The sequence below is a fragment of the Mucilaginibacter sp. P4_A11 genome (genome assembly GCF_056402535.1).
In genome coordinates, this window is sequence record NZ_JBFUHE010000012.1 from 132,481 (window position 1) to 156,361 (window position 23,881).

Annotated in this window: 28 protein-coding genes; 20 read left to right on the plus strand and 8 right to left on the minus strand. The window is 41.9% G+C overall.

Annotated elements, in window-relative coordinates; all coding sequences use genetic code 11:
• Nucleotides 1-151: 151 nt before the first annotated feature.
• Nucleotides 152-469, plus strand: a complete 318-nt coding sequence (locus tag AC1DUD_RS21830; protein ID WP_477378303.1) for a hypothetical protein — start codon at nt 152-154, stop codon at nt 467-469.
• Nucleotides 470-477: 8 nt separating this feature from the next.
• Here the strand turns inward: AC1DUD_RS21830 and AC1DUD_RS21835 are convergent, their stop codons facing one another.
• The 4 genes from AC1DUD_RS21835 to AC1DUD_RS21850 form a co-directional block, all read right to left on the minus strand.
• Nucleotides 478-1,269 (minus strand): DUF5995 family protein, encoded by a 792-nt coding sequence (locus tag AC1DUD_RS21835; RefSeq protein WP_477378305.1) that lies wholly within the window; start codon nt 1,267-1,269, stop codon nt 478-480.
• Nucleotides 1,270-1,339: 70 nt separating this feature from the next.
• The gene (locus AC1DUD_RS21840) at nt 1,340-2,086 is read right to left on the minus strand and encodes a sulfite exporter TauE/SafE family protein (RefSeq protein WP_477378307.1); all 747 of its coding nucleotides are present in this window, start codon (nt 2,084-2,086) and stop codon (nt 1,340-1,342) included.
• 70 nt (nt 2,087-2,156) lie between these two features.
• Nucleotides 2,157-2,645 carry a DoxX family protein gene (locus tag AC1DUD_RS21845; protein ID WP_477378309.1) on the minus strand — a complete coding sequence of 163 codons (489 nt, stop codon included), beginning with the start codon at nt 2,643-2,645 and terminating at the stop codon, nt 2,157-2,159.
• A 209-nt stretch (nt 2,646-2,854) separates the two neighbouring features.
• Nucleotides 2,855-3,247 (minus strand): hypothetical protein, encoded by a 393-nt coding sequence (locus tag AC1DUD_RS21850; RefSeq protein ID WP_477378311.1) that lies wholly within the window; start codon nt 3,245-3,247, stop codon nt 2,855-2,857.
• Nucleotides 3,248-3,485: 238 nt separating this feature from the next.
• On the opposite strand from AC1DUD_RS21850, the gene AC1DUD_RS21855 reads away from it, so the two are divergent.
• The 4 genes from AC1DUD_RS21855 (at nt 3,486) to AC1DUD_RS21870 (ending at nt 7,389) form a co-directional block, all read left to right on the plus strand.
• Nucleotides 3,486-4,250, plus strand: a complete 765-nt coding sequence (locus AC1DUD_RS21855) for a hypothetical protein (RefSeq protein WP_477378313.1) — start codon at nt 3,486-3,488, stop codon at nt 4,248-4,250.
• 460 nt (nt 4,251-4,710) lie between these two features.
• Entirely contained in the window at nt 4,711-5,640 is a 930-nt protein-coding gene (locus tag AC1DUD_RS21860; RefSeq protein ID WP_477378315.1) for a BAR domain-containing protein, read from the plus strand.
• A 249-nt stretch (nt 5,641-5,889) separates the two neighbouring features.
• Complete coding sequence (locus AC1DUD_RS21865; protein ID WP_477378317.1) at nt 5,890-6,570, plus strand: hypothetical protein; 681 nt, start codon at nt 5,890-5,892, stop codon at nt 6,568-6,570.
• 273 nt (nt 6,571-6,843) lie between these two features.
• Nucleotides 6,844-7,389 (plus strand): REP-associated tyrosine transposase, encoded by a 546-nt coding sequence (locus tag AC1DUD_RS21870; protein WP_477378319.1) that lies wholly within the window; start codon nt 6,844-6,846, stop codon nt 7,387-7,389.
• Nucleotides 7,390-8,042: 653 nt separating this feature from the next.
• Here AC1DUD_RS21870 and AC1DUD_RS21875 read toward each other — a convergent pair.
• Both AC1DUD_RS21875 and AC1DUD_RS21880 read right to left on the minus strand, forming a co-directional pair.
• Nucleotides 8,043-8,546 carry a hypothetical protein gene (locus AC1DUD_RS21875; RefSeq protein WP_477378321.1) on the minus strand — a complete coding sequence of 168 codons (504 nt, stop codon included), beginning with the start codon at nt 8,544-8,546 and terminating at the stop codon, nt 8,043-8,045.
• Nucleotides 8,547-8,832: 286 nt separating this feature from the next.
• Nucleotides 8,833-9,909, minus strand: coding sequence for an AAA family ATPase (locus tag AC1DUD_RS21880; protein WP_477378323.1), 1,077 nt, complete (start codon nt 9,907-9,909; stop codon nt 8,833-8,835).
• Nucleotides 9,910-9,953: 44 nt separating this feature from the next.
• On the opposite strand from AC1DUD_RS21880, the gene AC1DUD_RS21885 reads away from it, so the two are divergent.
• A complete protein-coding gene (locus AC1DUD_RS21885; protein ID WP_477378325.1) occupies nt 9,954-10,214 on the plus strand; it encodes a hypothetical protein in 261 nt (86 codons plus the stop codon).
• 100 nt (nt 10,215-10,314) lie between these two features.
• On the opposite strand, the gene AC1DUD_RS21890 is transcribed toward AC1DUD_RS21885, so the two are convergent.
• The gene (locus tag AC1DUD_RS21890; protein ID WP_477378327.1) at nt 10,315-10,914 is read right to left on the minus strand and encodes a hypothetical protein; all 600 of its coding nucleotides are present in this window, start codon (nt 10,912-10,914) and stop codon (nt 10,315-10,317) included.
• Nucleotides 10,915-11,390: 476 nt separating this feature from the next.
• Nucleotides 11,391-12,641 (minus strand): methionine adenosyltransferase, encoded by a 1,251-nt coding sequence (metK, locus tag AC1DUD_RS21895; protein ID WP_477378329.1) that lies wholly within the window; start codon nt 12,639-12,641, stop codon nt 11,391-11,393.
• Between the two features lie 216 nt (nt 12,642-12,857).
• Between metK and AC1DUD_RS21900 the strand changes: the two genes are divergently transcribed.
• The 14 genes from AC1DUD_RS21900 to AC1DUD_RS21965 all read left to right on the plus strand — a co-directional run bounded on the left by AC1DUD_RS21900 (nt 12,858) and on the right by AC1DUD_RS21965 (nt 23,881).
• On the plus strand, nt 12,858-13,745 hold the full coding sequence (locus tag AC1DUD_RS21900; protein WP_477378331.1) for a diacylglycerol/lipid kinase family protein: 888 nt from the start codon (nt 12,858-12,860) through the stop codon (nt 13,743-13,745).
• A 5-nt stretch (nt 13,746-13,750) separates the two neighbouring features.
• Entirely contained in the window at nt 13,751-14,086 is a 336-nt protein-coding gene (locus tag AC1DUD_RS21905) for a translation initiation factor (RefSeq protein ID WP_477378333.1), read from the plus strand.
• A gap of 428 nt (nt 14,087-14,514) precedes the next feature.
• The gene (locus AC1DUD_RS21910) at nt 14,515-15,351 is read left to right on the plus strand and encodes a MotA/TolQ/ExbB proton channel family protein (protein ID WP_477378335.1); all 837 of its coding nucleotides are present in this window, start codon (nt 14,515-14,517) and stop codon (nt 15,349-15,351) included.
• 93 nt (nt 15,352-15,444) lie between these two features.
• The gene (locus AC1DUD_RS21915) at nt 15,445-16,056 is read left to right on the plus strand and encodes an ExbD/TolR family protein (protein ID WP_477378337.1); all 612 of its coding nucleotides are present in this window, start codon (nt 15,445-15,447) and stop codon (nt 16,054-16,056) included.
• Between the two features lie 6 nt (nt 16,057-16,062).
• Complete coding sequence (locus tag AC1DUD_RS21920; protein ID WP_477378339.1) at nt 16,063-16,608, plus strand: ExbD/TolR family protein; 546 nt, start codon at nt 16,063-16,065, stop codon at nt 16,606-16,608.
• A gap of 40 nt (nt 16,609-16,648) precedes the next feature.
• On the plus strand, nt 16,649-17,479 hold the full coding sequence (locus AC1DUD_RS21925; RefSeq protein ID WP_477378341.1) for an energy transducer TonB: 831 nt from the start codon (nt 16,649-16,651) through the stop codon (nt 17,477-17,479).
• Nucleotides 17,480-17,482: 3 nt separating this feature from the next.
• A complete protein-coding gene (locus AC1DUD_RS21930) occupies nt 17,483-17,713 on the plus strand; it encodes a hypothetical protein (RefSeq protein ID WP_477378343.1) in 231 nt (76 codons plus the stop codon).
• A complete protein-coding gene (locus tag AC1DUD_RS21935) occupies nt 17,703-18,629 on the plus strand; it encodes a PstS family phosphate ABC transporter substrate-binding protein (protein ID WP_477378345.1) in 927 nt (308 codons plus the stop codon). The genes AC1DUD_RS21930 and AC1DUD_RS21935 overlap by 11 nt, the downstream gene beginning before the upstream one ends.
• Nucleotides 18,630-18,645: 16 nt before the next feature.
• Nucleotides 18,646-20,334: a tetratricopeptide repeat protein gene (locus tag AC1DUD_RS21940; RefSeq protein ID WP_477378347.1), complete on the plus strand. Its 1,689-nt coding sequence runs from the start codon at nt 18,646-18,648 to the stop codon at nt 20,332-20,334.
• A 180-nt stretch (nt 20,335-20,514) separates the two neighbouring features.
• The gene (locus tag AC1DUD_RS21945) at nt 20,515-20,886 is read left to right on the plus strand and encodes an NADH-quinone oxidoreductase subunit A (protein WP_091217156.1); all 372 of its coding nucleotides are present in this window, start codon (nt 20,515-20,517) and stop codon (nt 20,884-20,886) included.
• 124 nt (nt 20,887-21,010) lie between these two features.
• Nucleotides 21,011-21,553: an NADH-quinone oxidoreductase subunit B gene (locus AC1DUD_RS21950; protein ID WP_477378350.1), complete on the plus strand. Its 543-nt coding sequence runs from the start codon at nt 21,011-21,013 to the stop codon at nt 21,551-21,553.
• On the plus strand, nt 21,553-22,056 hold the full coding sequence (locus AC1DUD_RS21955) for an NADH-quinone oxidoreductase subunit C (protein ID WP_477378352.1): 504 nt from the start codon (nt 21,553-21,555) through the stop codon (nt 22,054-22,056). The genes AC1DUD_RS21950 and AC1DUD_RS21955 overlap by 1 nt, the downstream gene beginning before the upstream one ends.
• Before the next feature lie 96 nt (nt 22,057-22,152).
• Nucleotides 22,153-23,364 carry an NADH-quinone oxidoreductase subunit D gene (locus tag AC1DUD_RS21960; protein ID WP_477378354.1) on the plus strand — a complete coding sequence of 404 codons (1,212 nt, stop codon included), beginning with the start codon at nt 22,153-22,155 and terminating at the stop codon, nt 23,362-23,364.
• Nucleotides 23,357-23,881, plus strand: coding sequence for an NADH-quinone oxidoreductase subunit NuoE family protein (locus tag AC1DUD_RS21965; RefSeq protein ID WP_121224146.1), 525 nt, complete (start codon nt 23,357-23,359; stop codon nt 23,879-23,881). The genes AC1DUD_RS21960 and AC1DUD_RS21965 overlap by 8 nt, the downstream gene beginning before the upstream one ends.

The window sequence follows — 23,881 nt, forward strand, 5'->3', positions numbered from 1 at the left end:
ATCGCTTACCCGTTTATAAATGATTAGCTTTGACAAACACGTTCTTTAATTAAAGCATATGAGCCTAATAAATTCAGAGGATAATCCTGTTGTCAGGAAATCCGTTCCATCCGCCTCTCCGATCATTCACCCCAATTTAAATAACAAATAGATGGCCGCTAAATCATCAGAAATGCAGGCCCGTGAATTTGTATACGATCTTGACAATTGTGCCAGCGAATACGGGTTTGGTAAGGAAGACTTTTGGCAGGTGCACCTTGTTACCGAAAAAGACAAAGCAAAGCTTGCAAAAACCTATTATCCGCTTATGTCGGTGCCAATGGCTGCCGAAACTATTCCCACGATTCTTTCCCTTGTGCAGGGTAAGCTTATTAAATTTAATGGTATGGAACTACCGGCAGGTAAATCTGTAGTTATTAAAGATACACAGCAATACCTGGTGGCGTACAATATCAAACGAACGTTTTGATTCTGTTGCTAATTCACCTTCAGATAAGTCTTTTTATAAGTGCTTAGGATCTCCGTTATTTTGGATGGGTCCCGCTTTTCAAACAGGTGAATTACCCATACAGTAAAACGCAGCATCCCAACCGGGTTAACAATCCCTAACCCCAATTTATTAATATCATTATCCCTGCTGGCTATCTGTTTAGGATAAGCGTCCCCGGTACGGGTAAACAGATCTTCGGCAAAACACCAGGCGCCGTCGCGGGCATTGCCGAGGGCAAACTGGATCAGGATTGAATTATTTTGCGCGTGCAGACCTGCCAGCGACAGCAGGGGTGAGATCTGGTTCAGCTCGCTGATCACTTCATATGTAAGCGCCGAAAGTATGGTGTTTATGGCATTAAAATCATTATGAACTTCGGTTAGCGGCTGGTTAAGGTTGCGGGCCACTTCTACCACGGCAACACCCAGATCAAGATTGATATGCGCGTTCATACCAATGAGCAGGTGCTGCAATACCAATCTCGACGGTTTATTGAAAATGTCGAAAGCAAGCTCCCAAGAATGGGAGCAGGGCTGTTTTTGCTGCCAGCAACGATAGGCCGTGATATACCTGTTGGCAAAGATCACATCAAGCTGTTCCATTCTCGCGGGGTTTTCAAACTCACAGTTCCGGATGCCTTCCCTTACCTTGCAGGTAACCTTATGGTACAAGGCCGCAAAATACCCTGCCCGGCTATCGGTTTTTATAGCATCGGCAATAATGGCTTCCAGTTGTTCAATAATTTGATCAATAGTTTGAGCTTGTGCAATAGGTTCCATAACAGGCAGATAGGTTTCAGGTATATTTTTAATTATTTTAAAGATAGGGTTTTTGCTGATGGCTTGTACATCAGGTTTTTATGTTGAAGATGCAAAACACAATTAAAAAGATCCCAATGAGCAGTAACCCCCAGTATACGTACTTGAAAAACGATGCGTTGTTAAGTTTATGGTTAAGGTACCGGCCCAAAAAAATTGCCGGGAACACTGCCGGTAGCGATATCGCAAAATATTTTAATACCTCGGCGGTAATAAGCCCTTTAAAAATATAACCGGTTAACCCAATTAGGCTCGCCGGCAAAAAATAACCCTGAAGCGTTGCCCTGAAATCTTTGGCGGTCCATTTGCGCATGTTGCCATAAACAACCAGCGGCGGTCCGTTAACGCCATACGCGCCTCCCAAAACGCCCGAAAGAAAGCCGCAGATAAACAGCCATAACTTGTTGTCGGTATCGAGCCTGAAAGTGTTTTTACCAAACATGGCATATAACGAGTAAAGGATTATCAAAGCGCCCAGCCCGGTTTTTACCCATAACTGGTTACCGTATATCAATATCAGTAAACCGATAGGAATACCCGGTATAGCGAAAAGGATGAGCCATTTTGCACTGTTTAACTGAATCTTGCTGTGGTCCTGTATCACAACTACCAACGCAACCAAAACGGAAATAAGTACCGAGAGCGGAACGGCTACCCCGATAGGGATAAATACGCTTAATAATGGCACAGCTACCAGCGATTCGCCGAAACCAAAGGTTGACCGCACAAGTGTGGCAATAAAGCTTATGATAAAAATGTAAAGAAAAATAAAGTCCATTTTGTTTGTTTAAAACTATTGATCATTGGTGCAAAAGTGCCCGTGATGATCAATAGTTGGCTGCCAATTGTTAAAAACTACGTTTAACTATGCCGCGTTTTGTCGCCAGCAGGGAGTCTACAGAAAATACACCGCCTCCTGAAATGAGCAATGCTACAAGCCCGGCGATGTACAATAAGTTGATCTCATAACCCGGTGGGCCGAAAATTGGTCCGTGGGGTGTTAAGCCAATGGTTTTTACCGAGCTGAAGCCATATTGAATTTGAATGCCAAACATAGCAACAAGCATAATACCGATAAGTGGAACAGCCGTTATGCTAACAAACAGCCCAATAAAAATAGCCAGGCCGCCAATAAGTTCTGTTAGCGTTGAAACCCATGCCATAACATGCGGAAAAGGTACATGGAGCTGGGCCAGCAAGTTTCCGAATGCTTCGGGCCCTTTACTCAATTTTGCCCAGCCGTGGGCCATAAAGCCAAAGCCAATTGCCATGCGTAAAAATAGGGGGGCCGGTTGCCCATAGTTTTTGCCGGCTATTGAAAAAATGTTGTTTATCATGATCGAAAAAATAAATGGTACATGGTAATCAATCAGGTTAGCTGTGTTTATATACCGCTGCGGGCAGCAGGAGCAATAACCCAACAAACCAAATGATTAGCAAAAAGAATGTGATACGAATTTCCCCGGAGGACAAATAATACAAGCTTATTTAAAACCGCAGTAAAACGCTTGCAGGTTAATAAGCATTAAAAGTAGAGTAAAGCCTGTCAGATTAGCAATGCCTTGTTTACAAGGTAAAGCGGAATGGAGTTTAAACCACGGGGGGCACGGTTAGCGTATAAAACGGTAACGTTTTTAAACAAATTGATGCAGGCAAAAAATACAACCGCCACAGCAACTGCCAGGAGCAAGGAAACCGTTGTTTTTGAGGTAGCTTCCTGGTAAGGGATAACTTTATCGCCACTGTTGTACGCGTTACATGCATCCTCAACAATAGCCTTTATATCGCGCGGTGCTTTTTGTTCTTTGGTTTGGCCGTGATGATTTGTAAACGAGCATAAGGCATTTCTTACCGGGCAATAGCCAAGCACCAGGAAAATCACCATCATCATCATGCTTAATGATGAACGTATGAGTTTGATGTTTTTTCTATATGCCATAGCCTGGTTTTGCGACGAATGTTTTTGTTATAATGGTTAACCCGGGTATCGCAAAGATAACATGTTTTGAAGTACGGCTTTGTAACAAGATGATGAACAACAGGCGGGGATACATAGTGCCTGTGGAGACATACCTGCCACGGCGGGATGCGGGTATAGGGTTAATTAAATGTACCTTGTTATTAATTAATGAGTTATATTTATATCCGGTTTTCTTAGTTCTAAATAAACCTTACCTATGACCTCAGAACAGTTAACAACAGAAATAGACGATTTGAAGAAAGAGCTCGCCAAACTCAAAGAAACTTCGGCCGAGGATAAGAAAAAGGATTTTTGGCTCAAGTTTTTTTCATCTATCTTTTTGCCGCTGGCCATCACCGCGTCGGGTTATTGGTTTTCGCAGGCCATTAAAAAGCAGGATATGGAGCAATCCCGCGATCATGATGTGCTTGCCAATCAGCAGTATCAGCAACAAATGCAATTATCCATACAAAACCAGCGTCTGGAGACCTATAAATTTGTTACCCCACTGCTGGATATCATGGTGAATAACCCCGATCCGCAAAAGCGCGTTTATGCAGCCAAAGTGATCACCCAGGTATTACCCAATGATGCCCCTGAACTTTTAAAAACCGCGATCGCTTCTGACCCGGCAAATACCAAGAAATATCAAACAGCATATGACAGTACGCAGGTTAAACTGGTGGCTGGCTTGTTTTCTGATAATAGCTCAACCCGAACAAACAGCGCCAATGATATTATGGTAAACTGGTATAAAACCGCGAGCATTGTACCGCCCTTGATTGACTATGCATCACAAAACATGGGCAACGCCAATGGTATTTTTAATACGGTGGTTGTGTTGCAAAATATGCACGGCAATGTTTTAAAAGTGAATAAAGCTAAGATCCAGGAATTTTTACAGAAGGTAATGAAGCTGGATAATATGCATAATACGGTTGCAAACGCAACGGAGCTTTATAAAGCCTTGAATACACTATAGTTTATTGCACAAATAAGTGTGAAGTGATTTAGATTTTGTTGTTTGTTTGGGGGAATCACTAATAATACTCTTAATTTTTTAACCTGAAAGAAATAATATTTGTAAAAGTGCTTTTTCGATGTCTAAAAATGGCTATTTGATAAAACTAAAGTATGTTTTATCCGTACTAATTATAGTATTAATTAATTATTCACCCTAAAATTAAACACTATGATTACGTTATTAATAGCATTAAGCGCAAGTGCATTATGCGGTTTTTTTGTTGCGCACAGTACAAATGAAAACGAATGTTAAATGCAATAGGTTAAACGGGGTAATTATGTGAAAAGGCTGATCAGAGATGATTAGCCTTTTTTGCTTGGATTGCTTGTGGTGACAACAGCGGCAATGAAAATATATAATAATCGATTTTGTAAATACTATTTGTGAAGGGGATAGTAAAATAGTTAGCTTTGGATATATGGCTAAAAATAACCGTCAAAATGCCGGTGAGGCAACCAATATAAGCCGGCCTAAAAGCACCAAAGCTGTAGCCCGGAAAAAGCCAGGTAATACCGCAGTGCCTGCCGCCGTTCCTCAAAGCATCCAAAGCCCTCAAACAGCAGCTTTAGCCTCTCCCTCAAATCCAGAACATCCTTCAATACAGAACGAAATGGAAGTACATCACCATCCCCAGTTGGAGCATAAGCATAAGCCCTGGAAAGAATACCTGCTTGAAGGCTTTATGATATTTGTAGCGGTAATGATGGGCTTTATTGCCGAAAATATAAGGGAGAGCATAACCAATAGCGAACACGTAACAGAACTTACCATACAGCTTGCTCAGGATATTAAGGCCGATACAACCCAATTAAACGAAATTTACCGGGAGGAGCTGAAAATAAGCAAAGCTAACGACACGCTGGTTAGTTTGTTGCAACAGCCGTTTAAAAAGGAGGCGATCGGGCATATCCAAAAGCTTGTAGTTGCATCACATAGTATGTGGCCCTTTCATCAATCGGAGGGGGCAATTAATGCCATCAAATATGAACTCCATTTAAAGCAGTTTTCCAACTCGAAAATAATAAGCTACATTTCAGAATACGAAAAGCATGTTGAGTTGAGGCATACTGTTCAGGATATTACCCTGCAATACCAACGAAGTTTCATCGATCCGTTTTTACTTAAGCATTTTACGGGCGCTTCGCTGGATGCCGCTTTTAAAAAACATCCGCAGGCCAATCCCGAACCCCGCAACTTATCGAAGGATGATATCGACCAGCTAAGTGCTGATATGATATTGATCAGGATCAATACCCAGGAGCTGCTTGCCGACAACCTGAGGGTGAAGAACGATGCCATTAAGCTGCTGGATTATCTGAAAAAACAGTTTGATATTGAAAAAGATTAGGGGATAGCTACCTGGTGGGCATTATACCTGGCGCTGGTACATGCGTATCGCGCATACCCTGAGTTGATACGTCTTTGACGATGCATGGCGTGTAAATCAGCATGAGGGACACGGGCGTGCGCCGGCTGGGGGGTTAATTGTTTTAAGGATAGGATTTTGCTGATTGAAAAATCAGGTAACATCGTTATTTGCTGCTTTTGGTAATTTGTAATATTTTCACGGCTTAAATACTAACAACACCTGAGCTTTATGCGCAAATTTTTTACCCTCCTGTTACTGTGTGCTGCCTTTATGAATGCAGGCGCTCAGCAAAACTACGTTCTTAACCACTGGAATCCTGGCAGCTATTACGATCTGCAAAACAACAAAATAACCGGCTTTATTAAGTGGAATGTCCCTGATCGTAGTCTTTTCAAAGGCGCTGGGGATGATTTCCTGTATCGTGTTACCGCTAATGGCGATAAGCAAAAGATTAAAACTGCGCAGTTTCGGGCTTTTGTAATAGGGATAGATAGCTTCGTGGTATCGCATAATAAAGACCTTGAGCTTTTTCCTATTTTGTTGGTGCTTATTGATAAGCCAACCAAGCTATATGTACGCTTGCGTAATAACCAAACTGCGGGAGGCTTTGGTGGCCCAGTCCCCATGTTTTACTCCAATCTTAACAGAACTTATTACTATGGCCCGGATCCGGACAACGTTACCGAGCTCGACCGCCAACATTTTATTGCAGTTATGAGTGATATGGTGCGCGATAAGCCGGCACTGGTAGAAAAAATAAAAAATAAAGAATATCGCAAGGGCGATATGGAGGACATTCTTGACGAATATTACTTTGAACGGAACGCCCAAATAGCTAAAGAGGAGGAAAAAAAGAAAAACGAAGAAAAGAACAAGAAGAAGGAAGAGGCAAAAAATGTTGAAGAATAACAATTACCAGCTAACAAAGCAGCCTGGGAACTGGTCGTAATGTTTGCCCCCGTAAATTTTCGTTCGGCCTTGTGCCTTTGTAGCAACGGAACTTAAAACGGTTAAGAAAAATAATAGCGCCAGCTTTTTCATAACTCTCTTGTATTATGGTGTACATTTAGTTCCTAATGTGCCCGTGCGGACATCTTTTTCTTCCTTTGCTACCGCAAGGCTGTGCCTTGTGGCAAATATGCTGAGTCTTGAATTAGCACGGGAAAAATGTATTTTTAAATCATGAGCCGTAATTATAAGTTCCATAATGCTGAAGGTCTTTATTTTGTGAGTTTCGCCACAGTATTTTGGATAGATGTTTTTGTGCGATTGGAATACTTTGATTGTTTGGTTAAAAATTTAAATTATTGTGTTGTAAATAAGGGAATGGAAATTTATGCCTATTGCATAATGCCAAGTCACGTTCACTTAGTGTTCAGATCGACGGTTCAAAAACCTGAAGACTTATTGAGAGATTTTAAATCACAAACATCGAAACAACTTATCAGACTTATTAACGAAAATAACCAGGAAAGCCGACAGGAGTGGATGTTGAATGCATTTAAAAAAGCGGGACTTAAGAACAGCAATAATCCCGGCAACCAGTTTTGGCAGCAACATAATAAACCTATCGAGCTTTGGAGTAATACCGTAATTCAACAAAAGATAGATTATATTCATAATAACCCAGTGGTTGCCGGTTTTGTAGAAAACGATTATGAGTATTTGCACAGCAGCGCACGTGATTACGCGGATACAAAAGGTCTGGTTGATGTAATAACTACTTAATGTAGATGCACGACTTATATTTTATATGACGCAGATGCATGGTTTATACCTTGCATGCGGGCCACAAGGCACAGCCTTGCGGCAGCGTTTCGATTTTTTTGCTACCGCAAGGCTGTGCCTTGTGGTAAATATGCTAAGTGTTGAATTTGCTTGCGGGAGTAGGGGGGCAGCGTTTCGATTTTTTTGCTACCGCAAGGCTGTGCCTTGTGGTAAAGATGCTGAGTATCAAATTTGCTTGCGGGAGCAGCGACGGTAACCTGATCGTGATCTCTAAGTTTTAATGCAGTAAAAGATGTTATAGTAGTTGATGATAAGCACGGATCTGATTTTAAACTTAAACATCTCCAGCCCACCGGCAATCTGCCTTTGGCTCAAACCCTGTTTATGGAGCGAAAGTACATCTGCCGCCCGGCGCTGGCACTCGATCTGGCTGTAGCGGCGCAGGTGTTTAACCTCGTTATCGGTATGGGAAAATACAAATTTTAAATAGCCGTTTTGCCTTTCCAGCCGGCCGGGGCATACTTTAAGGCTACCGTATAGTTCGGCAGTGCTGCGTTGTTTTACCTGTTTAAGGTAGCGGTAGCCTTGCGACAGCGTTTTTTTTCGCTACCGCAAGGTTACCACTACCTTGTAGTGAATGTGCAATGAATTTATTAATTGGCAACTCCTGTTTCCAACTCCATCAATCCCATGTGGTAAGGCTCCGTATCAGACTTTATAAAATCCTTTTTTAACTCCTTCATTTTATCCTCGTCAAACTGCCCTGAGAGGCTATCTAAATGGTTAAAAAAGTAATAGTTGGTCACAGTGGTTTTATCTGCTTTGGGATTAAGTAGATTAGTTATCCGGTAGGTGTATTTATACACAGAAAGGTTGATATCTCCAGGCTTTGAATGGCTTAAAGCCTGTATCCTTGCCGCCTCCCATTTCATCGCGTGAAATTGATCGGTATTGTTTTCTGTTCTTGCTTTTTCAGATTCTTCGGTATAGAGTCTTATAGCTTTTGGCCAATCTGTGGATAACGGCACCTCCGCCTCCTTTTCTAAATCAGAAATCGCCCTTGAGCTTTTGATAATAATTACAGTGTCTAATATTCCGGGTTCGTAGCCAATATCCACGCCCATAGCATTCTCATTGATGCTTTTTTCAATACGCATTATGCGGGGGCTCTTATTGGTTTTGTTTGAACATCCAAATACGGACAAAAGAGAAATAATAAAGACTAATTTTTTTGTAGTGTGATTAGGCATATTGGTTTTAAATTAAATATAAAAACCGGTGTTGGCACCGGCTAAATAAACGGGCTTGATTTTTTGCAAGCCGCAGTACCAAAGATAAAAACTTTGACGGAAGTTCCCCCACTGGCGCGAATATTCAGCGCATGAAAAGCGCTGGCGTATTCTTGAGTTTAAAAGACTTTAAAAGACTTTATAAGATGTATCTCTATCCGCCCACAACCCCCAGCACCCTGTTCACCGCCGATAAACTCATCTCCAATCTGCCCGCAATCTGCCTTTGGCTCAAGCCCTGTTTGTGGAGCGAGAGTACATCTGCTGCCCGGCGCTGACGTTCCATCTGGCTGTAGCGGAGGAGGTGTTTAACCTCGTTATCGGCATGGGAAAATGCAAATTTTAAAAAGCCGTGTTGCCTTTCCAGTCTGCCGAGGCATACGTTATGGCTGCCGTACATTTCGGCGGTGCTGCGTTGTTTTACCTGTTTAAGGTAGCGGTAGCCCGGCAGCGTCTGGCTTTCGGCCATAGCGAAGGCGCTGTCGCAAAAGTTGATCAGCATTTTGCTGCCTTGCAGGTCGTTACGGGTAATGGGCAGGGCAGGGTTGCGCTTGGGGGTATGGGCAAGCACCAGGATGCTGAGGCCATGCCGGGTTTTAAGTAGCTTAAGCTGTTTCATGAGCGAGAGGGCCTGGCTACTGCGCTCGGTGCCGTTGCGCAGGCAGGTAATATTATCAATAATGAGTACCCTGGCGTCGGTACGCTTAATAGCGCGACTAAGCCCGTGGGTAATAAATTCATCAAAAGTTTTAAAGTCATGCGGCAGACCGGTCATCTGGTTAAATTCTCCCCGGTAAAAATTTTCGTGAAAGGTATGGGTGCTGATGCCGTCGGTGTAACGTTGTTCAAACTGTTTGCCGCTCAGCTCAAAATCAATATACAGCACCGGGTTGGGTTCGGCATCCATTTTAAAAGGAGTAATGGCCTCGCCGCGGGCAATGCTGTCGCCCAGTTGCACAGCCAGCAGGCTTTTGCCCATGTTGGTATCGGCAAACAGGATGCACAGCTCACCTTCAAGCCAAAACTCGCCAAACAGCATGCGCGGGGTTTGGTTTTCCCGCTCCATCTCCATCCACGCGCTGGCCTGGTGAATAATAAAGGGATCGGGTGGGATAGCATCAGGATCGTAAACCCTGGGGCGGATCCCTCTTTTGGCATCCCTGCGCGCCGCGTCGCGCACATCGGTGCGGATCATTTCCACAACCAGTGGTCTTCCATCTTTTTTAATCATGGTATTATGTTATTGATAAATTGACGCTTAGTCTAAAACCATAAGTGCCGGGTATAGAAACGGAAAAACAAGCTTATGAATTCCGGCTTAGTACTATTGACTTAGCAAACCTCTCCCCCCGGAAGAATTTTCATAAGCCCTCTCCGAAGGAGAGGGTTGGGCGAGGTTCAAATTTACCTGTAGATTTTTGCAATATTGGTGGCGCTGTTTTGTCAGTACCTGCTGCTAAAATTGTAGGCTCCAATAAAAATCTTCAAAAAACAACAAAAAAATGTGAAAAATATGCGGCGAAAAACGCGGTCTGATCGTCGTTTTAAAAAATCGTACAATTTACTCCAAAAAGGTTTAGTAGTTGATAATTAAATTGTTAACTATGTTTCAATGAAAATGTTAAACTGTTGATTTTTAACGTGTTTCATGAAATAGATGTTCCGCGTTCCGGCTCTCAAAAAATGGGACACTTGCGTTTTTTAAAAAAAGGCCAGGTAAGGAAATTTCCCTTTTTTTTCGGGAATCAAAAAAAAGGGACACCTCATTTGTTACAAGCGAGGGGTGCAAATTGAACACCACTTTAACCTGCAGTATCACACTAATGACCATGAAGACCATCCACACCGCAAACCATTTTAGCGATAGCCGGGTATTTGTAACTGCCTTAAAAAAAAATAGGGTCATCACCAGCAGGGCAAAAGCCATGGCATAGGTAAATTGCTGCCAGCTGTTGACAGGTAAAAATCTAAACGCGTAAGTAGAAAACATGGCGCAGCTGCCGGCCAGGCAGGCAAAGGCCATTCGCCTGATAAATACCCATTTGTTCTCTTTAAGTAAAACCAGCGCTGCAATGGCCATCACTACCCATTTAAAGGCAGCCACAATGTTGGATAGTAAAATGGCATCGGGTGTAACCGCATAGCCGAATTTTTGTTCAATGAACCATGCTGTTATCATAACTGACACGGCAAAATAAATAATAGCGGTTACGGCGTTCAGGGTATTAGCGGGCATTAATTAGGTTCGGGGGATTTTGGGTTATAAATGTATGTATTTATAATTTAATAAGGAAAGTGGGAATTGAGTCAAATGGTGTTGTTTTGTCAGCAGGAAAGCTTTGGGCGAAACCGGGCAGAACGATGGTGGGTTTGTGGGTAGGAAAGGGCATAGCAAGTTTTTGCAGAAGCAGCGGCTTGAGCGGGCGCAGCAGGCGCAAAATAATTGCAGCCCGTGGTTCTGGCCGGTTTGCAGGGCAAAGGCTCCGCGATGGGCATCGGGACGGGCTGTGCGGCAAAAAAGCCTCCCTGCTGACTTGATGTTTGGTTACTTTGCATCTAAGGTAAAGTAACAGCCCCCGCGGCAACTGAGCGGGCCAATGATTTTGTTATTACTAATGTACGCTTACTTTGTACGAGAGAGCGTACTTAAACAACAATAGCGACAGGTAACCCCATCGCTATTGCGTATATTATATAATAGGTATAACTAAATTACAATCCGAAGGCTGCTTTAACCTTGTCAACGTAATCAAGCTTTTCCCAGGTAAACAATTCAACTTCGCGCTCAAGTTTGCTGCCATCGTGCCCTATAAAAGTTTTGGTGATTATTTCATTAGGTCTGCCGAAATGTCCGTAAGCTGCGGTTTCGCTGTAAATAGGGTTGCGCAGTTTAAAGCGGGTTTCAATGGCGTACGGGGTCATGTTAAAAATGCCTTCTACTTTTTTAGCTATTTCACCATCGTGCAGGTCAATTTTAGCGGTACCATAAGTATTCACGTAGATGCCCATTGGCTGCGCCACGCCTATAGCGTATGATACCTGTACAAGCACTTCATCGCACAAACCGGCAGCTACCAGGTTTTTAGCAATGTGGCGGGTAGCATAAGCAGCAGAGCGGTCAACCTTTGAGGGGTCTTTACCTGAGAAGGCACCGCCGCCATGAGCACCTTTACCGCCATAAGTATCCACAATAATTTTGCGGCCGGTTAAGCCTGTATCGCCATGTGGCCCGCCGATAACAAATTTACCGGTTGGGTTAATGTGATACTTAATATCGTCATTAAAGAAGTGAGCGTATTTAGGGTATTTAGCTTTAACACGGGGGATCAGGATGCTGATGATATCAGTCTTGATCTTGGCTAGCATGGTTTGCTCTTCGTCAAAGTCGTCATGCTGGGTTGATATAACAATGGCGTCAATACGCTGCGGCTTGTTGTCATCGCTATACTCCAAAGTAACCTGCGATTTTGCATCCGGGCGAAGATATTTGATCTCGTTATTTTCGCGGCGGATGGCTGCAAGTTCTACTAACAAAGCGTGAGCAATATCAAGTGCAAGCGGCATATAGTTGTCGGTTTCAACGGTAGCGTAACCAAACATCATGCCCTGGTCGCCGGCGCCCTGCTCTTCTTTGGCAGTGCGGTCAACTCCCTGGTTAATATCTGGCGATTGCTCGTGGATGGCCGATAGCACACCACATGAGCTGCCGTCAAACATATATTCGCCTTTGGTGTACCCGATCTTGTTGATCACCTCGCGGGCGATCTTCTGTACATCCAGATAGGCTTTTGATTTTACTTCGCCGGCTAAAATAACCTGGCCTGTGGTTACCAGCGTTTCGCAGGCAACTTTCGATTCGGCATCAAATGCCAAAAAATGATCAATCAACGCGTCGGAGATTTGATCAGCTACTTTATCCGGGTGCCCTTCTGATACGGACTCTGAAGTAAATAAATATGACATAAAGTTTAAATAAGCAAAGTGAAAATCGAGCGGGATGGCTTTAAAACGGATTGAGCGGTAAAAAGAAGCATGGTTTTAGCACTTTTTTACGTGGTTGCAATCCGGTCCCTAATATATAGAAACATTAAATCAGTCCACATTCGGCCGGTAAAAATAAAACAAATTTCACAAAGCCGAAAATACATTTACTTTTGACGATTGAAATAATATATATAGTTGAAACGGAAAGCGTTATTTATAATAAACCCAATTTCGGGCGGGAAGAAGAAGGACGGGGTGCCTGAACTGATTAAAGATACTGTTGATGCCGGTGTAATGGAACCTGTTATAGCTTTTAGCGATGGCGTGTCGCATGCGCGGGTGATAGCGGCCGAGGCTGTTGGCAAATTTGATACAGTGGTGGCTGTTGGAGGCGACGGCACAGTTAATGAAGTGGCCTCGGCCATTGTTGGCACTGATACATCGCTTGGAATAGTACCCTTTGGTTCGGGTAACGGGCTTTCGAGGTTTTTGGGTATCCCTATGGATACTAAAAGTGCTATTAAAAACCTTGCCTCCGGTCGTACTGAAATTATTGATTCGGCCAGGGTTAACGGACAGCCTTTTTTTAACATGGCGGGTATGGGTTTTGATGCCCACATCAGCGAGATCTTTTCGCACGGTAAAAAGCGTGGTTTTATCAGCTACATAAAATCATCAATAAAAGAGGTGGTTGGCTATCAGCCGCAAAACTATCACCTTGATATTGACGGCAAGAAATATGACTACAAAGCATTTATGCTCAGTATAGCCAACTCTTCACAATATGGTAATAATGTGCATATATCGCCCAAGGCAAGCCTGCAGGATGGTTTGCTGGATGTTTGCGTAATAAAGCCTTTTCCATTGTGGAGGTTTCCGGAGATGAGCGTGCGCATGCTTATCAAAGCAACCGAGGGCTCAAAATACGTTGAAATTATCCGCGGAAAGCAGATCCTGATAAAAAGAGAACGCAGCGGCCCTATTCATTTGGATGGTGAGCCACAGATGGCAGGTACAGGTGTAGATATTACAATATTGCCAAATTCATTAAAAGTTATAGTTGGCCCATCATTTAAAAACTGATCAATATGGCTAAGAAAAATTTTACAGGCGTAGTTTACTCAACCGATCCGGACTTTGAATACCAGGAAAACGGTGGGGGAGGGGCCGAAACCTTACCGCCACAACAGCAAAACCTTAAAATATATCTTGACCGTAAAGGCGGCAGCAAGCTGGTTACCCGTATCACCGGTTTTATTGGTACTGATGCCGATCTGGAAGCAGTAGGAAAAAAATTAAAATCCAAATGCGGCGTTGGAGGCTCGGTTAAGGATGGAGAGGTGCTGATCCAGGGCGATTTCAGGGATAAAATACTGGTGTTGTTGCAAACAGACGGGTATAAAGCTAAAAAAGCCGGTGGATAATCTTAAATAAACAATTATAAACCGTAGTTTAACGGAATTATTTGAAAAGTATAATTTAAACAAAGTGTACAACTATGTGTTACAAACCTTGCATCATAGTTAAATGGCGCGGGCCTTTTTTATAAACTTTTAAAAAAAATGGTCTATTTTAGCTTGGTAACACAAATTTTATATGTTATCACTTGCTATTTTTAAAAAAAATGGTTTTCATTGCAAATAATTGTGTTGGTAACACACAATAAAATTGTATTGTTGCGTTTATATTCACCAACAATACGCAGAATGATATTCTGTATTAAAAAATTGTAAAGAATAACATAAATGGTTTTTTTAATTCAATAAAATTCTATTTTTGTTATTCCCAACAAACAGTGCATTTTAACTAACTTATAAAATAAACAAAAACAAAAACTAAAATTTCAAAAGTAATGGCAAACGCACCAACAAAACCAACTACTCCTGTTAAGAAAGAAAGCTCAAGTGCATCTGGCATGTTTGCTTCTTTAGCTATCCCGATCTGTCTTATTGTTACAACTTGTATCTTCATATTTATTTTAGGTGATCCAAGCCATTTCAAAGGTGGTGACGTGGAAAATGGTTATCCAGCAGATCTTGCCGGAACTATTCACAAAGGCGGTGTTATCGTACCGGTGATCATGGGCTTCTTATTAATGGTTATCGTATTCTCTATTGAGCGCTTCATTGTTATCGGAAAAGCTTCTGGTACTGGCAGCGTTGATTCATTTGTAAGGAAAATTCAGGCTCTTTTAAATGCAGGTAACATCCAAGGTGCTGCTGCTGAGTGCGACAAACAGAAAGGTTCTGTTGCTAACGTTATCAAATCAGCATTGAAAAAATATGGTGAAATGGAAGCTGAACCAAACCTTGACGTTGATCAAAAAACTTTAGCTATCCAAAAAGACATCGAAGAAGCTACTGCTTTAGAAATGCCTATGCTTGAGCAAAACTTAACTATCATTGCTACATTGGTATCTATCGGTACGTTAACCGGTCTATTAGGTACGGTTGTGGGTATGATCAAGGCCTTCGGTTCATTAGCAACTGCAGGTGTACCTAACCAGGTTGAACTTTCTGCTCACATCTCTGAAGCATTGATCAACACTGCATTTGGTATCGGTACTTCAGCTGTTTCAATTATCATGTACAACGTATTTACATCAAAAATTGATAAATTGACTTACGCTATCGACGAAACTGGTTTCAGCATCGTTCAAACATTTGCTTCGTCACACAAAAACAAATAAAAATATTTAGTGCTTGATGCCTCAATGCACCAATAGTAAGAGGCAAGTAATTAATACTACACACTATAATATTTTTAAGAGGAAATAATTGATATGGCAAGGATAAAAGTTCCAAGGAAGAGTACAGCAATTGACATGACAGCCATGTGCGACGTGGCGTTCCTGTTGCTTACTTTCTTCATCATGACCGCAAAAGTAAAAACCGAAGACCCGGTACCTATTGATATACCAAAATCTTCAATCCAGCAGCCGGTACCGGAATCTGATTTTGCTACAGTATCAGTAGGCGCCCAAAAAGCTTTTTTTGGAGTTGAAGGTGTTGATATTCGTAAGGCTATGTTAAATCAAATGGGTGACATCTACAAAATGACATTCACGCCCGAAGAGCAAACCAGGTTTTCAACCATCACCTCATTTGGTGTACCTATGAACCAGTTAAAGCAATTTATCGCTTTATCAGCTGATCAGCAAAAGAAATACGCGCAACCTGGTATTCCAAGAGATTCTGTTTCGGCCGAATTAACCAACTGGATCCGTCAGGCCCGCATAGCTACCAAAGCTTTACACAATAAAGAATTGCGTTTAGCTATTAAAGGCGACAGCAAAGAAGAGTATCCGGTTATTAAGGATGTTATCGGTATTTTGCAAAAGCAAAAAGTTAACAAATTTAGTTTAATAACAGACCTTGGTAGCAATAAAAAATAAGAAATCATGGCAGAATTAGATACCTCCGGGGGAGGCAAACACAAAGGTGGGAAGGTTCGCAGTAAAAAGGCATCAACCCGTGTAGATTTAACCGCGATGGTGGATTTGGCTTTCTTGTTAATCACCTTCTTCATTATGACCACTACGCTTGCGAAATCAAAAGCGATGGATTTGGCCATGCCAGATAAGGATGAGCACACCAAGGATCAGATGGATATTGCCGCTTCACGTTCAATGACCATTTTATTGGGCAGCGACGATAAATTGGAGTGGTATATTGGCGAACCAGGAAAGTCAGCACCAACAATTGACAATTTCGGTCCGGAAGGACTACGTAAAACGTTAATTGAAAAAAGTAAAGAAGTACAGCAGAAAACAGGCAAATTTATGTTTGTGGTGATTAAGCCAAGCGACAAATCAAAATATAAAAATATGGTGAGTACGCTTGACGAAATTAACATAGCCAATATCCAGGCTTACGGTATCGTTGATATATCGCAGCCGGAGATAGACCTGTTGAAGAAAGACGGCTTGTACAACGATAATAAATAGTATTTAATAACGTTATTAATTTCCATTAAAGCCTTAACAGATGTTAGGATCAAAATTAGACATACTAAAGCAGGAATGGATCGACGTTGTTTTTAGTAGCCGTAATAAGGCCTATGGCGCTTACGAGCTGAGAAAGGACAATTCAAAAAATACAAGCAAGTCAATAATTATAGGCGTTGTAGTATTTGTATTTATTGTTGCTTTACCAACTATCATCAACAAGATCAAAGGTCTTATCCCAGAGAAGGACCAAAAGGTGAAGATAACAGACGTAGTTCTGTTGCCTCCGCCACCGGTTGACCAAACCAAGAAACCACCTCCGCCGCCACCTGAACCACCAAAACCAAAGGTTGATCAGGTACGTTTCCCTCCTCCGGTTGTAAAACCAGATAACGAGGTTAAGGAGAAAGATCCGCCAACAGTAAAAGAACTTGCTGTTGCAGATCCGGGTCAGAAAGACCAAAAAGGTGATCCTAACGCCGACATCAGAATTGATGAGCCGGTAGGTAACTCTGACGTTAAACAAGTTGTTGAAGCTGATCCTAACCAGATTTTTACTTCGGTTGAGCAGGTTCCTGAATTTGCCGGCGGTTTAGAGAAATTTGGAGCTTACTTGAGCAAAAACATCAGGTATCCGGCTGTAGCACGTGAAAACAATACACAAGGACGTGTAATTTGTACTTTCGTTGTGGAAAAAGATGGTTCTTTAACCGACATTAAGGTTGTAAGGGGCATTGGCAGCGGTTGCGACGAAGAAGCAGTTCGTGTATTGAAAAATTCACCAAAATGGAAACCAGGTATACAAAACGGTCGTCCGGTTCGTGTACAGTACAGTGTTCCAATCAGCTTTACTTTAGCATCTGAAGAATAAAGAATGCCATTTAATTACAATAAAGAGCAAAAATCGCCCAAAAGGCGGTTTTTGCTTATTTTAGGAACTGCTGCATTTATTTGCTTCCTGGTTTTAGGTCTCATGATCATGTTTTGGGATGCGCTCCCGTTGCAGCTGCAACATTACCAACGTTTACTTTTCGGTGCGTTTATAATTGGCTACGCGATTTTAAGGTTTTCAAGATTGTTTAAGAAAGATCAGTATGAAGATTAAATTACAGGTTGTATATGTATTGATTTTAGTTGTTTCGATAGCCGGTTTACAGGCTTGCAAGCAGAAACAAGTAAAATCTGTACCAACCGATAGCTTCAATGCAGGGAGGTCAACTTTTGTGGCCGATGAGTCGTTTTCGCCTATTGTAGCACAGGAAGAGTATGTTTACAGAAGCCGGTATCCCAACGCCGACCCGGTATTTGTTTATAAAACAGAAAACCAAGCTGTAAATATGTTGTTAAATGACAGCGTAAGGGTTGCTATACTGTCACGTGATCTGGATACAGCGGAGCGTAATATAATAACCCGCCGTTCGTTGAGTGTTGAAGTAGTACCTTTTGCGGTTGATGCAATTACATTGATAGTTAATAAAACGTCAATCGATACAGCTATTACTGTTGCTCAATTAAAAAAAGAGCTTAACGGCGAAGGCGCCGGAAATAAAACTATAGTTTTTGATAACCCAAATTCAAGTTTGGTAAGGTATTTGAAGAACTTCTCTGGAAACAAAGAATTTAAACAAAAAAACATTTACGCGCTTAAATCGAATATCGAAGTTATTAAATATGTAAGTGAGCATCCGGATGCGATGGGGATTATAGGTTTCAGCTGGCTTAATAACCCTGCAAAAGCCTATGCGGATTATGTTGACAAAGTGAAAGTAGTAGGGGTTAAGGATGAGGGAAATAAGCAGTATCCCAATGAGTATTTTAAACCTTCGCAAGAATCGCTTGTCTTAAAACAGTACCCTTTAAGCAGGGGATTATATATGATTAATTGTTCGAGCAAGGTAGGTTTAGCCGCCGGTTTTGTTACCTTCTTGGCAAGTGATGTGGGGCAGCGGATAATATTGAAATCGGGCTTGTTGCCTGATTCCATTCCTACAAGAGAGATAATTTTAAAAAGTAAACTATAACTAAATAAAGATGAAAATGATCAGTAAAATAGCTAAGGCTTCATTAGGACTGGTATTTTTAGGTTCATCATCAGTTTTTGCGCAAAGTCTTGCCGACGCCAAAAAAGCTATTGACGCCGAACAATATCAGAAAGCAGAGTCGATGCTCAAAACGCTTACTACAACTCAACCAACCAAAGATGAAAACTTCTTTTATTTGGGCTGGGTGTACATTAAACAGGACTATTCTGATTCGGCGAAAGTCGTTTTCAATAAAGGGATTGCTGCAAATCCGAAATCTGCGTTAAATTATGCCGGTTTAGGTGCTGTTGCCCGTTTAGATAAGGATAACTCTGGTGCTACAACTAATTTTAACCAGGCTGTTTCTTTGGCTGGTAAGGATGCAAAACCTTATACTTTTGTAGGTTTATCTTATTTACTGCCTACATCTGCCGATAAAAAGGTTACACCCGCTGATGCGGACGCCGCGATTGCAGTGCTTACGAAAGGGAAAGCTGTTAACGCGAAAGATGTTGATTTGCTCATCGCTTTAGGCGATGCTTATCGTTCAGTGTTGAAAAGTAATGAAGCATATTCAAACTATTCTGACGCCTCAACGCTTGATCCTAAAAACCCGGCCGCTAAAGTTGCAACCGGTGTGTTGTATAAGTTTGCTAATAACTTTGATGGTTCTGAGCAGCAATTTAAAGACGCGCTGGCTATCAATGCTAACTACGGTCCTGCTTATCGCGAATGGGCGGAAACTGACTTGCGTTGGTCGTTAACTGATCCTAAAATGGCTTCAGCTAAGATTAAAGAAGCTGTTGATCATTACAAGCAATACCTGAGCTTAACCGACCAGTCAGTAGAATCGCAAATGCGTTATGCCGACTTCCTGATCCTGGCAGGTGATTATAAAACTTTGCAACAGGTTGCAATGGACCTTTCAAAATCAGCAAGTTCTAATGCAAGGGTTTATCGTTATTTAGCTTATGCTGCTTACGAAAATAAAGATTACCCTGCAGGTTTAACTGCGATCAATACCTGGTTCCAAAAAGCTGATCCAAAACGTATCATCCCCCGTGATTATTTATACGAGGGGCGTTTACAGATGGCTTCAGGTCAGGATTCAGTTGGTATCAACACCCTGAAAAAAGCATTGGAGCTTGACAGTACCCAGACCGACGTTTACGGCGAAATTGCTAAAGCATTGTATCACCAGAAAAAATACGAGCAGGCAGGTGATGCTTACCGTCAGGTTACTTTGAAAGCTGGCCGCAACGTGAAATTGACCGACTATTTTTACGAAGGTATCAGCTACTATTTTGGTTATGATGAAAAGAAACCAAATGCCGATTCATTGCTTGTAAGGGCCGATTCAGCATTTAGCTATGTAAATCAAAAAAGCCCAACAACTGCCGATGGTTACCTTTACCGTGCATATGTTAACGATATGAAAGAAAAAGATCGTAACAACATTAACGGTTATGCAAAACCATTTTATGAAAAATACATCGAACTTGTGACCACTAAAGGAGCACCGGACGACAAAACTAAAAAGAGCCTTGCAAACGCTTATGTTTACTTAGGCACTTATTATGAGTTTAAGGAAAAAGACGATGCTAAAGCCACTGAAAACTTTACTAAAGCGAGAGAAAATGACCCGACCAATAAACAGGCGGTAGCTTTCTTCCAACGCAAAGGCGGAGCCGGTAAAAGCAAATAACATTAACTTTAATTGATATAAGGAGGCCTCTTGAAAAAGAGGCCTTTTTTATTTATGGGATTTGCAAAAATGATTTAATGAGCCAATTTTAGTTATCAAGATTGGTAATGAATTGCAGAAATGATTAATAACCTTATAAATCGCACTTTTTTATTATTAAGGCATTAGTATATTTGCAGCATGGAAGCACAAAGTTTACCGGTTAATTATTTACCCATCATATTTCAAATGTTGGTGGCTTTAGGGTTTGTGGTAACAACAATGTTTGTAACACATAAAATTGGGCCTAAAAGAAAAACAAAAGATAAGCTGACCCCATTTGAGTCGGGTATCGAGGTGGTGGGTAATGCCCGTACACCAATCTCTATTAAATATTTCCTTGTTGCCATTTTGTTTGTGCTGTTTGATGTGGAAGTGATTTTCATGTACCCATGGGCGGTAAATTTTAAGGCTTTAGGTACTACCGGCCTTATTGAAATGTTCATTTTCATGGCTACACTTTTGCTGGGTTTTATCTACGTAATTAAAAAGGGCGCTTTAGATTGGGATTAAATTTAGATTGATTCTAAATATAACCCCTGTACGCCTATAGTGTACATTTTACATCGTTATTATTGTAAATTTGCTCCCATTATCCATATTTAGTGGATGGTGGTTTTTCTATCAATTTAGTTCAATGAGTGATATTCAATTAGTTGATGCCCCTGCCGGAGTTGAAGGCGCCGGGTTTTTTGCTACCTCGCTTGATAAAGTAATAGGTATAGCACGCTCAAATTCATTATGGCCTTTGCCGTTTGCTACTTCATGTTGCGGTATTGAGTTTATGGCCACCATGGCATCTCACTATGATCTTTCGCGTTTTGGTGCCGAGCGTTTAAGCTTTTCACCACGCCAGGCCGATTTGTTAATGGTTATGGGTACTATAGCCAAGAAGATGGCTCCTGTGCTGCGCCAGGTATACCTGCAAATGGCCGAGCCCCGTTGGGTAATGGCTGTTGGCGCGTGCGCATCAAGCGGTGGTATATTTGATACTTACTCTGTTTTGCAAGGTATTGACGAAGTTATCCCGGTTGACGTTTATGTACCAGGATGCCCGCCAAGGCCAGAGGCTATTATTGATGGTTTTATTAATATTCAGGAACTGGTAAAAACGGAATCCCTGCGCCGCAGGAACGAGCCTAAATACCAGGAATTGTTAGCTAAATACGGAATCCAATAATGGCTAAGATACCTAATGAACAGCTTATTAAAGCTATAAGCGATAAATTTGATGCCCTGGTAACCGTTATTGGCGAGCCATTTGAATTGCTTACCGTTGAAACAGGCCGTGAGACAATCATTGATCTGCTTGCTTTCCTGAAAACTGATCCTGCGCTGAAATTTACCTTCCTGACAGATATTACAGGTATTCATTATCCTGAACAGGAAAAAACTATAGGTGTTATTTACCACCTGCATAGCCTTACTACCAACACCCGCATCAGGATCAAAGTATTCCTGGCCGATGCTGATGTACACATCCCAACTGCTACTGTACTTTGGGATGGTGCTAACTGGATGGAACGTGAAACTTATGACTTTTTTGGAGTTATTTTTGACGGCCACCCGGATTTGCGCCGTATTTTAAATGTCGACGATATGACCGCTTTCCCAATGCGTAAGGAGTTTCCTTTGGAAGACCCTAATCGTGTTGATAAGAAAGATTTCTATTTCGGAAGATAACATAATATAGAATCAAGAAATTGAGAATTAAGAAGCGAGAACAAGTCATTATCTTGATTCTACACTTCCTGGTTCTTGACTCTAATAACAATACTGATGCAAAATCATCCTGTATACACAGATAACGATCCGCAAAGCGAGCTCTCAACCCTAAACCTGGGCCCAACGCACCCTGCAACCCATGGCGTGTTTCAAAATGTGCTCCAGCTTGATGGTGAGCGTATCGTTAGCGGTGTATCAACCATTGGTTATATCCACCGCGCATTTGAAAAAATTGCTGAACACAGGCCATTTTATCAGATCACCCCACTTACCGACCGCTTAAACTACTGCTCGTCGCCCATCAATAACATGGGCTGGCACATGACGGTTGAAAAGCTTTTAAATATCCAAACGCCAAAACGGGTAGACTACCTGCGTGTAATTGTAATGGAGCTTGCCCGTATTGCCGATCACATTGTTTGTAATGGTGTATTGGGTGTAGATACCGGTGCTTTTACAGGCTTCCTTTACATGATGGAGCAGCGTGAGGCTATTTATGAAATATACGAAGAGGTTTGCGGCTCACGCCTTACAACCAATATTGGCCGAATAGGTGGGTTTGAACGTAACTTTAATAGTCGCGCTTTTGACAAGCTGCGTGCATTTTTAAAGAACTTCCCTAAAACGCTTAAAGAGTTTGAAAGCCTGTTTAACCGTAACCGCATCTTTGTTGACCGTACAAGAGGTGTTGCCGCTGTGAGCGCAGAAACTGCATTAGGTTACAGCTGGACCGGCCCAATCTTGCGTGCTACAGGCGTTGATTATGATGTAAGGGCTATGAACCCATACTCGTCATATGAAGACTTTGAATTTGAAGTACCTGTTGGCGACAATGGAGATGTTTACAGTCGCTTTTTAGTTCGTAATGAAGAAATGTGGCAAAGCTTAAGGATCATTGAGCAGGCGCTTGTTAAACTTGATAAAGAGCCTGGCGACATTTTCCATGCCGATGTACCTGAGTTTTACCTGCCTCCGAAAGAGGAAGTATATAATAACATGGAAGCTTTGATCTATCACTTCAAAATTGTGATGGGCGAAATTCCAACCCCAACCACCGAAGTTTATCATTCGGTTGAGGGTGCTAACGGCGAACTGGGTTTTTATCTGGTTAATGATGGTGGCCGTTCACCGTATCGTTTGCATTTCCGCAGGCCAAGCTTCATCAATTACCAGATGTATGCGCCAATGAGCCGTGGTATGTTATTATCAGATGCTATTATTAACATGAGTAGTTTAAACGTTATAGCCGGAGAGTTAGATGCTTAGAGTTGACGAAGCTCAGGAGCCGGTAGAATTTTCGCCGGTACTGATCAGCAAATTTGATGAAATAGTTAGCCGTTATCCGCAGGGAAAACAAAAATCGGGCTTACTGCCAATCCTTCACCTGGTACAGGCTGAATTTGGTTGGGTAAGCGCGCCTGCAATGGATAAGGTTGCTGAATATTTGAGCATATTACCTATTGAGGTGTATGAGGTTGCTACATTTTATACCATGTACTTTTTACGCCCGCAAGGCAAGTACGTACTGGAAGTTTGCCGTACAAGCGGTTGCTGCCTGGTAGGTGCCGAAAAGATCATGGATCATATTGAGGAAACCCTTGGTGTAAAAGAAGGTGAAGTTACTCCCGACGGCTTATTTAGCTGGAGAGGGGTGGAGTGCCTTGCTGCCTGTGGTTTTGGACCGGTATTACAGATTGGCCCTGAATATACTTTTTATGAAAACCTGACCAATGAATCGGTAGATAAATTGATCAGCGATTTAAAAGCGAAAGCTAAGAATTAA

Bases quoted from the DNA above. Each gene is read 5' to 3' on its own strand.
- AC1DUD_RS21855 (WP_477378313.1), top strand. From the start codon at position 3,486: ATGACCTCAGAACAGTTAACAACAGAAATAGACGATTTGAAGAAAGAG.
- AC1DUD_RS21935 (WP_477378345.1), top strand. From the start codon at position 17,703: ATGAAGATTAAATTACAGGTTGTATATGTATTGATTTTAGTTGTTTCG.
- metK (WP_477378329.1), bottom strand. From the start codon at position 12,641: ATGTCATATTTATTTACTTCAGAGTCCGTATCAGAAGGGCACCCGGAT.
- AC1DUD_RS21940 (WP_477378347.1), top strand. From the start codon at position 18,646: ATGATCAGTAAAATAGCTAAGGCTTCATTAGGACTGGTATTTTTAGGT.
- AC1DUD_RS21830 (WP_477378303.1), top strand. From the start codon at position 152: ATGGCCGCTAAATCATCAGAAATGCAGGCCCGTGAATTTGTATACGAT.
- AC1DUD_RS21880 (WP_477378323.1), bottom strand. From the start codon at position 9,909: ATGATTAAAAAAGATGGAAGACCACTGGTTGTGGAAATGATCCGCACC.
- AC1DUD_RS21930 (WP_477378343.1), top strand. From the start codon at position 17,483: ATGCCATTTAATTACAATAAAGAGCAAAAATCGCCCAAAAGGCGGTTT.
- AC1DUD_RS21950 (WP_477378350.1), top strand. From the start codon at position 21,011: ATGAGTGATATTCAATTAGTTGATGCCCCTGCCGGAGTTGAAGGCGCC.
- AC1DUD_RS21890 (WP_477378327.1), bottom strand. From the start codon at position 10,914: ATGCCCGCTAATACCCTGAACGCCGTAACCGCTATTATTTATTTTGCC.
- AC1DUD_RS21875 (WP_477378321.1), bottom strand. From the start codon at position 8,546: ATGCGTATTGAAAAAAGCATCAATGAGAATGCTATGGGCGTGGATATT.
- AC1DUD_RS21955 (WP_477378352.1), top strand. From the start codon at position 21,553: ATGGCTAAGATACCTAATGAACAGCTTATTAAAGCTATAAGCGATAAA.
- AC1DUD_RS21925 (WP_477378341.1), top strand. From the start codon at position 16,649: ATGTTAGGATCAAAATTAGACATACTAAAGCAGGAATGGATCGACGTT.
- AC1DUD_RS21865 (WP_477378317.1), top strand. From the start codon at position 5,890: ATGCGCAAATTTTTTACCCTCCTGTTACTGTGTGCTGCCTTTATGAAT.
- AC1DUD_RS21965 (WP_121224146.1), top strand. From the start codon at position 23,357: ATGCTTAGAGTTGACGAAGCTCAGGAGCCGGTAGAATTTTCGCCGGTA.
- AC1DUD_RS21905 (WP_477378333.1), top strand. From the start codon at position 13,751: ATGGCTAAGAAAAATTTTACAGGCGTAGTTTACTCAACCGATCCGGAC.
- AC1DUD_RS21915 (WP_477378337.1), top strand. From the start codon at position 15,445: ATGGCAAGGATAAAAGTTCCAAGGAAGAGTACAGCAATTGACATGACA.
- AC1DUD_RS21960 (WP_477378354.1), top strand. From the start codon at position 22,153: ATGCAAAATCATCCTGTATACACAGATAACGATCCGCAAAGCGAGCTC.
- AC1DUD_RS21845 (WP_477378309.1), bottom strand. From the start codon at position 2,645: ATGATAAACAACATTTTTTCAATAGCCGGCAAAAACTATGGGCAACCG.
- AC1DUD_RS21850 (WP_477378311.1), bottom strand. From the start codon at position 3,247: ATGGCATATAGAAAAAACATCAAACTCATACGTTCATCATTAAGCATG.
- AC1DUD_RS21840 (WP_477378307.1), bottom strand. From the start codon at position 2,086: ATGGACTTTATTTTTCTTTACATTTTTATCATAAGCTTTATTGCCACA.
- AC1DUD_RS21920 (WP_477378339.1), top strand. From the start codon at position 16,063: ATGGCAGAATTAGATACCTCCGGGGGAGGCAAACACAAAGGTGGGAAG.
- AC1DUD_RS21870 (WP_477378319.1), top strand. From the start codon at position 6,844: ATGAGCCGTAATTATAAGTTCCATAATGCTGAAGGTCTTTATTTTGTG.
- AC1DUD_RS21910 (WP_477378335.1), top strand. From the start codon at position 14,515: ATGGCAAACGCACCAACAAAACCAACTACTCCTGTTAAGAAAGAAAGC.
- AC1DUD_RS21835 (WP_477378305.1), bottom strand. From the start codon at position 1,269: ATGGAACCTATTGCACAAGCTCAAACTATTGATCAAATTATTGAACAA.
- AC1DUD_RS21945 (WP_091217156.1), top strand. From the start codon at position 20,515: ATGGAAGCACAAAGTTTACCGGTTAATTATTTACCCATCATATTTCAA.
- AC1DUD_RS21860 (WP_477378315.1), top strand. From the start codon at position 4,711: ATGGCTAAAAATAACCGTCAAAATGCCGGTGAGGCAACCAATATAAGC.